Annotated in this window: 11 protein-coding genes; 7 read left to right on the plus strand and 4 right to left on the minus strand. The window is 68.9% G+C overall.

Annotation, left to right across the window (positions count from 1 at the left end):
* The 4 genes from QZX79_RS07050 to QZX79_RS07065 all read left to right on the plus strand — a co-directional run.
* The coding region (locus QZX79_RS07050) for an FAD-dependent monooxygenase (protein ID WP_294566638.1) at positions 1–1548 on the plus strand (1548 nt) is incomplete at its 5' end.
* Between the two features lie 5 nt (positions 1549–1553).
* Positions 1554–2300, plus strand: a complete 747-nt coding sequence (locus tag QZX79_RS07055) for an IclR family transcriptional regulator (RefSeq protein ID WP_294566665.1) — start codon at positions 1554–1556, stop codon at positions 2298–2300.
* A gap of 329 nt (positions 2301–2629) precedes the next feature.
* Entirely contained in the window at positions 2630–3256 is a 627-nt protein-coding gene (locus QZX79_RS07060) for a CG0192-related protein (protein WP_294566641.1), read from the plus strand.
* 381 nt (positions 3257–3637) lie between these two features.
* Positions 3638–4480: a hypothetical protein gene (locus tag QZX79_RS07065; protein ID WP_294566644.1), complete on the plus strand. Its 843-nt coding sequence runs from the start codon at positions 3638–3640 to the stop codon at positions 4478–4480.
* Positions 4481–4567: 87 nt separating this feature from the next.
* On the opposite strand, the gene QZX79_RS07070 is transcribed toward QZX79_RS07065, so the two are convergent.
* From QZX79_RS07070 to QZX79_RS07085, 4 genes are all read right to left on the minus strand, one after another.
* Positions 4568–5647 (minus strand): glycosyltransferase family 1 protein, encoded by a 1080-nt coding sequence (locus QZX79_RS07070; protein ID WP_294566646.1) that lies wholly within the window; start codon positions 5645–5647, stop codon positions 4568–4570.
* Positions 5644–6513 (minus strand): alpha/beta fold hydrolase, encoded by an 870-nt coding sequence (locus QZX79_RS07075; RefSeq protein WP_294566649.1) that lies wholly within the window; start codon positions 6511–6513, stop codon positions 5644–5646. Before QZX79_RS07075 ends, QZX79_RS07070 begins: the two co-directional genes overlap by 4 nt.
* 89 nt (positions 6514–6602) lie before the next feature.
* Positions 6603–7439, minus strand: coding sequence for an aldo/keto reductase (locus QZX79_RS07080; protein WP_294566653.1), 837 nt, complete (start codon positions 7437–7439; stop codon positions 6603–6605).
* A 9-nt stretch (positions 7440–7448) separates the two neighbouring features.
* The gene (locus tag QZX79_RS07085) at positions 7449–8417 is read right to left on the minus strand and encodes a sugar-binding transcriptional regulator (protein ID WP_294566669.1); all 969 of its coding nucleotides are present in this window, start codon (positions 8415–8417) and stop codon (positions 7449–7451) included.
* Positions 8418–8635: 218 nt separating this feature from the next.
* Here QZX79_RS07085 and QZX79_RS07090 point away from each other — a divergent pair, with 218 nt between their 5' ends.
* From QZX79_RS07090 to QZX79_RS07100, 3 genes are all read left to right on the plus strand, one after another.
* Entirely contained in the window at positions 8636–10381 is a 1746-nt protein-coding gene (locus QZX79_RS07090) for a glycerol-3-phosphate dehydrogenase/oxidase (protein ID WP_294566657.1), read from the plus strand.
* Between the two features lie 131 nt (positions 10382–10512).
* Entirely contained in the window at positions 10513–11250 is a 738-nt protein-coding gene (locus QZX79_RS07095; RefSeq protein ID WP_294566659.1) for an MIP/aquaporin family protein, read from the plus strand.
* 73 nt (positions 11251–11323) lie between these two features.
* A partial coding sequence (locus tag QZX79_RS07100; RefSeq protein WP_294566662.1) for an FGGY family carbohydrate kinase occupies positions 11324–11900 on the plus strand: 577 nt, incomplete at its 3' end.

Genomic DNA, 11900 nt, shown 5'->3' on the forward strand with positions numbered 1-11900 from the left:
CGCACCGCCCGCCCCGAGGACGACCCGGCGGTGATCAGCGAGTTCCCCCACCTCATCGTCAACCAGGCCCGCGTGCTCGACTACTTCGCGGAATTCATGCGGAACTCCCCGACTCGAATGACCCCGGACTACGGCTTTGAATTCGAGGACCTCGAAGTCACGGATGACGGCGCGTACCCGGTGAAGGTGACGCTGACGCACACCGCGGGGGAGCAGACGGGCACTCCGCGTACCGTGCGGGCCAAGTACGTGGTCGGCGCCGACGGTGCCCGGAGCCGGGTGCGCCGGGCGATCGGCTGCACGCTGGCCGGAGACCAGGCCCGCCACGCCTGGGGCGTGATGGACGCGCTCGCCGTCACCGACTTCCCCGACATCCGCCTCAAGTGCGCCATCCAGTCCGGTGGGGGCGGCAGCATTTTGCTCATTCCCCGTGAGGGCGGGCACCTGTTCCGCATGTACGTCGACCTGGGCGAGGTCCCACCGGACGACAACGGTGCCGTGCGCCGGACCACCCTCGAGCAGATCATCGCCAAGGCCAACACGATCCTCAGCCCCTACACGCTCGATGTGCGCCACGTCGCGTGGCACAGCGTGTACGAAGTGGGACACCGTCTGAGCGACCGGTTCGACGACGTCCTCCCCGAGGAGGTGGGACTCCGCACACCGCGGGTCTTCATCACCGGTGACGCCTGCCACACGCACAGCGCCAAGGCGGGCCAGGGCATGAACGTATCGATGCAGGACGGGTTCAACCTCGGCTGGAAGCTCGGGCACGTGCTGGAGGGGCGCAGCCCCGAGGCCCTGCTGTCGACCTATTCGGCGGAACGCCAGGTCGTGGCGAAGAACCTCATCGAGTTCGACAAGGAGTGGTCGACGCTCATGGCCAAGAAGCCGGAGGAGTTCGAGGACCCGTCCGAGCTCGAGGACTTCTACGTGCGCACCGGCGAATTCCCGATGGGCTTCATGACCCAGTACTCCCCCTCCCTCCTGATCGCCGAACCTTCCCACCAGGACATCGCGTCCGGGTTCCCGATCGGCAAGCGGTTCAAGTCCGCGCCCGTCGTACGCGTGTGCGACGGCGTTCCGCTGCACCTTGGCCACCAGGCGACCGCCGACGGCCGCTGGCGGATCTACGTCTTTGCCGACGCGGCCGCGCCGGGGGCCGGATCCGGCGTGGCGGCGCTCGCCGACTGGATGGCCACTGCGGCGGAGTCTCCGCTCGCGGCCACCCCGCAGGGCCTCGATCCCGACGCATGGTTCGACGTCGTGGTCATCCACCAGCAGAAGCACACCCAGGTCGACATCGGGAAGGTGCCGGGCGTCTTCCGGCCCCCGGTCGGCCCGTTCGGGCTCACCAACTACGAAAAGGTCTACGCGGTGGACCCGGCAGCGGACATCTTCGACCTCCGGGGCATCGACCGGGCCGGTGCGGTCGTCGTCGTCCGTCCGGACCAGTACGTGGCGAACGTTCTTCCGTTGGCGGCCACCGCCGAGTTGGCGGCGTTCTTCGCACCCCAGCTCCTGGCCCGCCCGGTCGGGAGCGCGTGAGCCGGATGGGCAGCGGGGAATCGGCGGTGTCCCCGGGCGTCTCCGCCCCGAAGGCCGCGGCGTCGTCCACGTCCCAGACCCTTTCGCGCGGCATCCGGGTCCTCGAAGTGCTCGCCGAGTCCACCTCCGGGATGACCATCGCCGAGATCGCCGGCTCCCTGGGGGTCCACCGCTCCATCGCCTACCGCATCCTCCGCACCCTCGAGGATCACTCCCTCGTGTTCAGGGACGCCGGCGGACGGTTTTGGTCCGGCCCGGGGTTGGCGGCCCTGGCCAGGGGAGTGGCACGGAAGCTGCAGAGCGCGGCGCTGCCCGAGCTGACGGCCCTGTCCGCCTCCCTCCAGATGAGCGCCTTCATCGCCGTGTGGGACCGCCGCCAGTGCGTCACCCTGGTGGCTGTCGAACCGCCCCGCGGCGAAGGGGCCCTCGTGCAGCGGCCGGGCACCCGGCATTCCTTCACGGCGGGAGCACCCGGGATCGCGATCCAGTCGGCGCTGACCGAGGAGCAGTGGGAGGAACTCGCGCCGGGGGAGCCGTACCGGAAGGAGTCCCGGACGGCGGCGCGTACCGGCTTCGCCTTCAGCCAGGACGAGGTGATTCCCGGTGTGAGTTCCATCGGAGCCCCTATCCGGGTCACCGGGCAGCTTCCGGCCGCCCTTGCGGTCGTCTACCTGAGCAGCGAGGTGCCGGCTGACCAGATCGGCGCCCGCGTCTGCGCTGCCGCGGCCGCCATCGAGCGGGTCCTGAGGTAGCAGGAACGCCGGGCCCCCGGGGCGCGGACGGGCCCGCCGGTTCCGGATGATCGGCCCCGGGCGTCGCTCCAAGCACGCAGCAGGTGAGGGCACCGGACCCGTTAGTGCCCCGCGGACCCGAAAACGACGGGCGCGCCCGATATATCCGGCTCGGGAGTCGCTTTCGGGGGCGCTGGTCGCATTCTGGTTCGCTGTGCACCCGGAAATGACGAATGAACCCGGAATTTCGGGTGCGTTCGTCGCTTTTCCTTGCGCGGCAATTCTGATCTTCCTGAAAATGCCCGGACATAGTCCTTCCATCCTCCTGGAGAGTCCCTAGGCTAAGGGATATGGCCATCCTTCACAGAGCAACGCTGCGCCCGACCAAACTGGAGCTCCTCGCCGACTGGCTGCCCGCCCAGCCCTGGTGGAGGAACAACAGCGTCGCCGATCTGCAGAAGGTCGCCTCGTTTCGGTTCGACGACCCGGACGGCGAGGTCGGCGTGGAAACCCTCCTCGTCACCACCGGCCGCGAGGTGGTGCAGGTTCCCTTGACCTACCGCGCCTCACCCCTCGCCGGAGCGGAGATCGGGTTCGTCGGCGCCATGGACCATTCGGTCCTGGGGCAGCGGTGGGTTTACGACGCGTGCGTCGACCCGGTCTACAGCGCGGTGGTGTCGGCGGCGCTGCTCGGCGGCCCGGCGCAGGCTGATGAGTTCGTCGACGTCGACGGCCGCCTTGAACCGTCCCTCCAGTCCGCGAGCATCACCGCGCTCCGCGGTCTCCCAGTGCAGGATCCCGCCCCCGGCGGCATGGCGGGGATGGAGACTCCTGTCACCGGACGGGATCTCGACCTTGTCCTGTTCCGGGTGCCCGACCTCGCCGGGCGAATCCGGGGACCGCACGCGCTGGTGGGCACCTGGTCCGGCCAGGAGCCTCCCGTGCAGTTCCTCGCCGGTACTCCCCGCACGGGCTGACGAAAGACCGCCGTCAACAACGGTTTCTGCCCGATGAACGGCCTCCTCGGTGCCGCAGGCGCCGCGCCTGGCGGCCCGAATTTTCCTCAATTCCCGAGCCGGAAAAGAACGGGAAATGGACGCCGTTACGGGTGTGACTGGGGCTAATTGCTATATCGGCATGCCTTCTGTACTTTTGGACGCACAGCGGTCTTCCGGGTGAAACTCTGACGATTCCCAGTTCTCTTTGAGTCCTGATGCATCAAGACCAGCGGCCACTCTTCCAATCGGTGTCCACGGGCTTTGCAGCGCCCGTATTCGGGCACCGGATGGAGGGTGCCGCAAGCTGGCACCGCGGGGTCGGCCCGCGGGGCATTTCCGGCTTCAGGAGAACAAACAGTGATGACTTCAAGGAAATGGGCCGCAGCGGGTTCCGCGGCCGCCGTCTTGGCCGGAGGGCTTTTCCTCGGCACGCCGGCAGCCACCGCCGCGCCGGGGGATGCCGGGTGCCTGACGGCTGCGGGCGCGTTCAACTCGGCGCTGGCCGGGGCGGGAATCACCGCGGCGTCCGTGACGCGGCTCGAGACGGCCGCCGCCGCCATAGCGCAGGCCGAAGGGGCCTACTCCGCGCTCGTCGAGGTCGCCGCCGCGGAAACCGGCCCGGCCCTCGAGGCCGGTTACCTCGAGTTCGACGCCGCCGCCCTGGCGCTTGAGGACGCCGAACTGAAGCTGGCAGCGGCCGTGAAGTCCGGGGATCAGCTGGCGATCGACGCCGCCACGGCGGCCCTTGCCCCGGCTCAGGACCGCTTCGACTCGGCCGAAAGCGCCCTGCCCGGCCTTGAGGCGGCGTTTGACGCCTCAATCGATACGCCGGAGATCGCAGCGGCCGGGCTGGTTCTGGACCAGGCGTTCGACGAGTTCGAGATGGCCCTCGCCGGGATCGAAATTGACGAGACCACCATGACGAACCTCCTGGCGCTGTTCAAGGGTTTTCTGGCCGCCTGCGAGGGGCAGACCGGGGTGCCGCCTGTCGTGGTTCCCCAGCCTGTGCTTGCTCCGGCGGCGCCGCCCGTCGCTGCGCCGGCTCCCGAAAAGACCAACGTCGGGCTGAACATTCAGACCGCTGCGGTCTCGACCTCCGAGGACAATGCGGGCACTGCCCTGGTGGTGGGCCTGCTCGCCGCAGGCATCGCCGTGCCGGCCGCGGCCGCCCTGCGGATCCGCAGCCTCAAGCGCAGCAGCTAGCCCCAGCAGTTCAGAAACCCGTGCCGTCCCGGTGCCCGCGGCGGAACCGGGACGGCCCTGCGCCGGGGCTTCGCCGGTACCCGCGTCTCAGCGGCTCCGGTGCTCCTTGATCGCCGCCTCGGCCGCGTCGATCAGCTGTCGGGCCGAGCGGTCCCAGGTGTAGGTGGCGGCCTGGGCCAGCCCGTCCGCCGACGCCCGGGCCCACCGCCCGGCGGAGCCCAGGGTGCGGACGGCGTCGGTGAGCGCCTCCGGGTCGTCCGGGTCGACCAGGAGGGCCGCCCCGCCGCCCACCTCCCGGAAGATCGGGATGTCGCTGGCGATGACCGGGGTTCCCGCCGCCATCGCCTCGATCACCGGCAGCCCGTAGCCCTCGGCCTTCGACAGCGTGATCAGCGCCGTCGCGGTGGCCAGGAGCCGGTTGTACTCCTCGTCGCTGACGCCATTGTGGAAAACGACAGTGGCGCCGGCCGGGACCAGCGCCTCAAGTTCGGCGCGGCGTTCGCTCGTGATCCTGCTGAGCAGGTGCAGCGTGTACTCCCCGAGCCCGGCCATTCCCGCGAGCAGCGTACCGACGTTCTTGTAGGGCATGAACGAGCCCATGTAGAGCAGGGACTTTTCCGGTTCGACCGCTGGATCGCGGACGACGGCGGCCTCCTGCGGGGCGTTGCCGACAATGTGAACGGGCCGGCGGGTCAGGGCGTTCTCCCGGATCAGGGAGGCGGTGGTCTCGGAGATGGTCGCCACGACGTCGGCGCGGTTCAGCAGCAGCCGCTGCGGCCAGTAGGCCAGGTGGTAGAGGCGCCACAGCGCCCGCACCGGCCGCGGAAGGAATGGCGGGGGCGCGGGATTGGTGTAGTAGATCAGGTCGTGAAGGGTCAGGATCAGCGGGTACTTCCGGCCCCAGGTCCCCATGGTCTGCAGGGGGCTGACCACGACGTCGGGGCGCAGGCGGTTCACCGTCCGCGCCACCAGGAGCTCGGCGGGGGAGAGCGGGCTGTTGGCCAGGACGTAAGGCACATCGGGAAGCAGCGCCAGCTGCCGCGGATCACTGATGAGCATCGTGACCTCGGCCAGCTTGGAGACGGCACCGATCAGGCTTGCCCCGTAACGGCTGATCCCATCGTGGTGGTCGGTCCGCGTGAAGCGCGCATCGATAAGGATTTTCACTGCCGGCCCTCCTCCAGGAAGGCCGTGATCAGGGCCGCGGCCTCAAGCGGCTTTTCGTAGTGCACGAGGTGTCCGGTACCGGCAAGGACCTCCAGCCGCGCCCCGGGGATCATCGCCGCGAGGCGGCGCTGTCCTTCGAGGGACCCCAGGTCGTCGAGTTCGGCTGCGATCAGCAGGACCGGGCCGGTCAGGTCGGCGGCGCTGTCGCGGACCGTGGCACCGATCGAGGCCCGGAAGGCCTCGAGGACCACCCTGCGCTCCGCGAACGCACTGAAGTAGCGGGAGTGCTGGTCATGGATGTACGCGCGCAGCGCCCGGTCCCGGGTCTTGGCCATGAAGATGCTCATGACGCGCACGATCAGGGGATTGGTCAGGAGCGCCAGGCCGGGCCGTTCGGGCAGCCGGGCGCCGACGGCGTAATACAGCTCCGCTGCCCGGGACGCCAGGCGGCTCGATCCCTCGAGGGCCGGTTGGCAGATGGGGTTGACCAGGATCAAGGCGGCGGTGCGGCCCGGGTTGTCCGCGGCGAACCGCGCCGCGATGACCGAGCCGAAGGAGTGCCCGAGCAGGACCGTCGAGTGCCCGAGTCCCAGCGCCTCGAGGCTGTGGCCGACAAAGCGGGCGTAGGCGGCAACGTCGTGCCGGCCGGCCAGCGCCTCCGAGGCACCGAAGCCGGGAAGGTCGGGCACGATCACGCGGTAGCCGGGCAGCTCCTCGACGATCCGCAGCAGCCCGTGGTGGTCGCCCCGGAAGCCGTGGACCAGGAACATCACCGGTGCCGCCGCATCCTGCAGGAGCTCCGGCCGGCCGGCGGGCCCGAGCGGTGCGAAGTCCCAGTACCGCTGGAGCCTCCCCTCCCAGGGCACGGTCCGTACCTGTGCGGGCCGTGGCGCGCCAGCAGACGGGGCCGGCTCGGCCGCCGCGGGCCCGGTCCCGGCATCAGGGCCGCGGCGCCTCACGAGTTCACCCGGTCGGGGTGGGAGCCGAACCGTTGTCCCCGCTCCAGCCCGTCGAGGGCGTCCCGGTGAGCCGGGTCGAGGGCGAAATCGAAGAGGTCCAGGTTGCCCTGGATCCGCTCGGCGCTGCTCGCCTTGGGAATGACGAGGTTTCCGCCGTCAAGGTGCCAGCGCAGGATCACCTGGGCCGGCGTGCGGCCCAAGTCCGCAGCGATACCGGTGATGACCGGGTCGGTCAGCACGTGGCCCCGCCCGAGGGGACTCCACGCCTGGGTGGCAATGCCATGTTCCGCGTGGAAGGCCCGGAGTTCGTGCTGCTGCAGGTAGGGGTGCACCTCGATCTGGTTCAGTGCGGGCACCACCCCGGTTTCGCCGAAGAGCCGCTCGAGGTGGGGCCGCTGGAAGTTCGACACTCCAATGGCCCTCACCCTGCCGTCCCGGTAGAGCTGCTCGAGGGCCCGGTAGGTCTCCACGTACAGCCCGCGCTCGGGCAGGGGCCAATGGATGAGGTAGAGGTCGAGATACTCAAGCCCGAGGAGCTCGAGTGAGGAGTCGAAGGCCCGGAGCGTCGAGTCGTAGCCGTGGTCCCGGTTGAAGACCTTCGTGGTGACGAAGATGTCGCCGCGCTCCAGTCCGCCGGCCAGCGCCCGGCGCACCGCCTCGCCCACTCCCGCCTCGTTCCCGTACATGGTGGCGGTGTCGAGGGTGCGGTAGCCGGCCTCGAGCGCCAGCGTGCAGAGGTCGGCGGTGTCGGCGGGAGGCACCTTGTAGACGCCGTACCCCACGGCATCGATTTCCACGCCATTGTTTAGGGGGACTTTGGGGGCTGGTTGCATGGAACGACTCTACCGATCGGCGCGGGACGTGCCGGCCAGCCGTGCTGGAGCGCCGGGCCGGTCGTCGGCCGCGAGCTGGACCAACCGGCGGGCGGAGGCCTCATCCAGGATCAGGTCCGTGGCAAGGCCCGCGGCCAGTGCCCCCCGCAGTCCATTGATCTTGGTCTCCCCGGACACCACGCAGATCCGGCGCCGGACCTCCCGGAGGCGGTCGAGGTCGGGCCCGGTGCTGCGCTGGTTGAGCAGGATGTCCCGGTGGCTGCCGTCCTCCCGGAAGAACATGGTGGCCACATCGCCCACCACCTCGTCCTCGGCAAGCTGTGCGAGATCCTCCTCGTCGAGGTATCCGCCGCTGTACACGTGGCTGGGGATGCCGGCGTCGATCGAGCCGACGCCGAAGACCGCCACCGTCATCCGGTGCTGGAGGTCCAGGATGCGCCGCACGCTGCGCTCGTTCCACATCGCCCGCTTGGTTTCGGCGTGGTCGAAGAAGGCGGGCACGGGAAACTGCTCAACGCGGGCGCCGTAGGCCTGGCCGAAGCGCCGCAGGATCTCACTGGCGTAGGTGATGCCGGTGGTCTGGGTGTTTCCGGCCCCGTTGAGCTGCACGATCGTGCTGTCGTGGATGTCCTTGCGGGTCAGGTGGTGGCTGACCGCGCTGAGGGTGGAGCCCCAGGCGACGCCGATGATGGCGTTGGAGTCCATCAGCGGGCTGATCGTGCGCGCTGCCTGGATGGCCACGCGCTCGAGTGCCTCGGAGTCGCTCACGCTGTCAGCGACCGGCACCACATGCGCCTCTACGCCGAAGCGGCGGCGGATCTGCTGTTCAAGGACGGGTGCGCGTTCGGCGGGGTTGCTGATCGAGATCTGCACCAGGCCGGTCTGGCGGGCCAGAGACAACAGCCGGGACACCGTGGAGCGGGAGGTCCGCAGCTCCCGCGCGATGGCGTCCATCGTCAGGTCCTGCAGGTAGTACATCTGGGCCGCCCGGAGGGCGTCCCTGGAGCGGTGGGCGACGCCTTCCCCGTCGATCGGGGTCCGGGGTGGGCGGGGGAGTTCACGGGGCTGCACGTGTCCATTCTCACCCCCCGCGTGCACGTTTGTGCAATCTGGTTGACTGCTATTTCCAGACTTAGAAGAATAGGTCAGGCAGTCCCCATCAGCAGCAAACTTTACGATTACGGAGTAGTGCCTTAATGAACACCGTCGACAGCAACAGTGCCACCGGCAATGTCAGCGAACCGCGGACCGAGGTGAAAAAGCTTCAGGAGCGCCCCCGGGCCTCGGTACTCATCATCGGCGGAGGGATCAACGGCGTCGGCACCTTCCGCGACCTTGCGCTGCAGGGCGTCGACGTTGCCCTCGTCGAGCGCGGCGATTACTCCCAGGGAGCCTCGGGCGCCTCCTCCCACATGATCCACGGCGGCATCCGGTACCTCGAGAACGGGGAGTTCCGGCTGGTGCGCGAATCCGTCGTCGAACGCAACCGCCTCCTGCGGGTCGCGCCCCACTATGTGAAGCCCCTGCAGACGACCATCCCCATCTTCAGCACCTTCTCGGGCATCCTTGCGGCCCCCATGCGCTTCCTCACCCACAAGCAGGGAAAGCCCACCGAGCGCGGCGCCTTCCTGATCAAGGTAGGACTGAGCCTCTACGACTCCTTCTCCCGCGACGGCGGCTCGGTGCCCCGCCACAAGTTTGTCGGCCGGAAGAAGTCGCTGGCCCTCATGCCGGACCTGCGCCCCGACGTGAAGTACACCGCCACCTACTTTGACGCATCCGTTCACAACCCCGAGCGGCTCACCCTCGACGTCCTGCGTGACGGCCAGCTGGCCAATCCCGAGGCACGCGCCGTGAACTACGTCAACGCCATCGGCGCCTCCGACGACGGCGTGGTGCTGCGCGATGAACTCACCGGCACCACCTTCACCTTCGGGGCCGACGTCGTCATCAACGCCACCGGCGCGTGGGTCGACGGCACCAACGCGGCCCTCGGCGCCGGAAGCTCCTTCATGGGCGGCACCAAGGGCTCCCACATCGTCCTCGACTCCAAGGCGCTCCTGAAGGCCACCGACGGCCGCGAAATCTTCTTCGAGCACACCGACGGGCGCATCGTGCTGATCTACCCGATGGGCGACCGCGTCCTGGTTGGCACCACCGACGTCGACGCCGACATGAGCGTTCCCGCCGTCACCACCGACGAGGAGATCGACTACTTCTTCGACCTGGTCCACCATGTCTTCCCGACCATCAAGGTCGGCCGGGAGGACATCGTGTACAGCTTCTCCGGCGTCCGGCCGCTGCCGCGCCACGACGACACCTCGCCCGGCTTCGTCTCGCGCGACTACCGCATCGAAAAGCGCGAAGAGCAGCGCGGCGGACGCAAGGTGACCACGCTGAGCCTCGTGGGCGGCAAGTGGACGACGTTTCGGGCGCTCTCCGAGCACCTCGCCAACGACACCCTCGCCGCACTCGGGGCTGCCCGGAAGACATCCACGGCCGACCTCGCCATCGGCGGAGGCAAGGGCTTCCCGGCCGGTGAACAGGCGGAAAAGCAGTGGATTGCCGCCGCAGTCCGGCCCGGCTACGACGAGGAGCGCGTCGGGGTTCTGCTCACGCGCTACGGCACGCGTGCCACCGACGTACTCGAGTTCCTTGCGCAGGGAGAAGATTCCGTGTTCAGTTCCACTAGGGAACTAAGTACCCGGGAGGTGGAGTACATGGTGCGCAACGAGCAGGTCGGTCATTTGATCGACATTCTGATCCGCCGCACCTCGCTCGCCTTCCGCGGTCTGGTGACCGCCGAACTCCTCGCCGAACTGGCCGCGGTGCTCGCACCGCTGCTGGGCTGGGACAAGGAGGCCGCGGCAGCGGAGATCCGCAACGCCGAGGCGGTCCTCGCCGACGCGCACCGGGTCGAGGTTCGAAGCTTGATCGCCTAGCGGAAGGTCCGCGGACGATCGGCCCCGCCGCCCTGGGTGGCGGGGCCATCCAACGGCAGGTGTTGCCGGGGGAAGGGGGCCGCTCAGGCGGCGGCACCTGCACACAAGTAAATACACACAAGGAGTCAAAGATGTCTCTTGAAGTATTTGTTGCCGAAACGTTCGGCACCATGATGTTGCTCTTGCTTGGTTGTGGTGTCGTAGCCAACGTTGCCCTGGCAAAGACAAAGGGTAATAACGGCGGCTTCCTGATGGTCAACTTCGGCTGGGGGCTCGCTGTCTTCGCAGGCGTCTTCGTCGCGGCCCTGTCCGGCGCCCACCTGAACTTCGCCGTTACCGTGGGGCTGTGGGTGAACGGGGATGTCGAGTCCTTCGCCTCGGGCGTGGACAAGAACTTCGGCAACGCGCTGGGGTACCTCGCCGCCCAGATGATCGGCTCCATTGTCGGTGCCATCGTGGCGTGGCTGGCCTACAAGCAGCACTTCGATGACGAGCCGGACCCCGCCAACAAGCTCGGCGTCTTCTCCACCGGTCCCGCCATCCGCTCCTACGGCTGGAACCTCGTCACCGAGATCATCGGCACCTTCGTCCTCGTTTTCGTGATCATCGCCTTCGGTTCGACGCCAACGGGGCTCGGCCCGCTGGCCGTGGCCCTTCTCGTCGTCGGCATCGGCGCCTCCCTCGGCGGGCCCACCGGCTACGCCATCAACCCGAACCGCGACCTCGGCCCCCGCATCGCCCATGCCATTCTCCCCATCAAGGGCAAGGGAGGCTCCGACTGGGGCTACGCGTGGGTCCCGGTGGTCGGGCCCGCCACCGGCGGCATCCTCGCCGGCCTCGTCTCCCGGGTCGTCACCGCGGTCACCTGAGACCCGTCGGCCACCCGACCCCGGACGCCGCACCGCCGCGCCGTCCGCCCCTCCGACTCCCAGGAGCCCCCGCATGAGCCAGTACGTCGCCGCCATCGACCAGGGCACCACCAGCACCCGCTGCATGGTCTTCGACCACGACGGCAAGGTGGTCTCCGTCGGCCAGAAGGAGCACGAGCAGATCTTCCCGCGCGCCGGGTGGGTCGAGCACGACGCGGACGAGATCTGGGCCAACACCCGCGAGGTCGTGGGCCAGGCCCTGGCCAAGGGGAACGTGGCCAGGTCCGACCTCGTCGCGGTCGGCATCACCAACCAGCGCGAGACCGCGGTGGTCTGGGACCGGACCACCGGGAAGCCCGTCCACAACGCCATCGTGTGGCAGGACACGCGCACCCAGCGCATCGTCGAGGAGCTCGGGGCGCTGGGCGGCGGCGCCGACCGCTACAAGGAGAAGGTGGGCCTGCCGCTGGCCACCTACTTCGCCGGGCCGAAGGTGAAGTGGATCCTCGACAACGTCGAGGGCGCCCGCGCCCGGGCCGAGAGCGGCGACCTGCTCATGGGCACGATCGACTCGTGGCTGCTGTGGAACATGACCGGTGGGGTCGACGGCGGCCTGCACCTGACCGACGTCTCGAACGCCTCGCGCACGA

The sequence above is a fragment of the uncultured Arthrobacter sp. genome, assembly GCF_902805515.1.
In the GTDB taxonomy this organism is placed as follows: Bacteria; Actinomycetota; Actinomycetes; order Actinomycetales; family Micrococcaceae; genus Arthrobacter_D.

Excerpts from the sequence above, each read along its gene's own strand:
- QZX79_RS07055 (WP_294566665.1), top strand. The coding sequence starts at position 1,554 with ATGGGCAGCGGGGAATCGGCGGTGTCCCCGGGCGTCTCCGCCCCGAAG.
- QZX79_RS07060 (WP_294566641.1), top strand. The coding sequence starts at position 2,630 with ATGGCCATCCTTCACAGAGCAACGCTGCGCCCGACCAAACTGGAGCTC.
- QZX79_RS07065 (WP_294566644.1), top strand. The coding sequence starts at position 3,638 with ATGACTTCAAGGAAATGGGCCGCAGCGGGTTCCGCGGCCGCCGTCTTG.
- QZX79_RS07080 (WP_294566653.1), bottom strand. The coding sequence starts at position 7,439 with ATGCAACCAGCCCCCAAAGTCCCCCTAAACAATGGCGTGGAAATCGAT.
- QZX79_RS07085 (WP_294566669.1), bottom strand. The coding sequence starts at position 8,417 with ATGTACTACCTGCAGGACCTGACGATGGACGCCATCGCGCGGGAGCTG.
- QZX79_RS07090 (WP_294566657.1), top strand. The coding sequence starts at position 8,636 with ATGAACACCGTCGACAGCAACAGTGCCACCGGCAATGTCAGCGAACCG.
- QZX79_RS07095 (WP_294566659.1), top strand. The coding sequence starts at position 10,513 with ATGTCTCTTGAAGTATTTGTTGCCGAAACGTTCGGCACCATGATGTTG.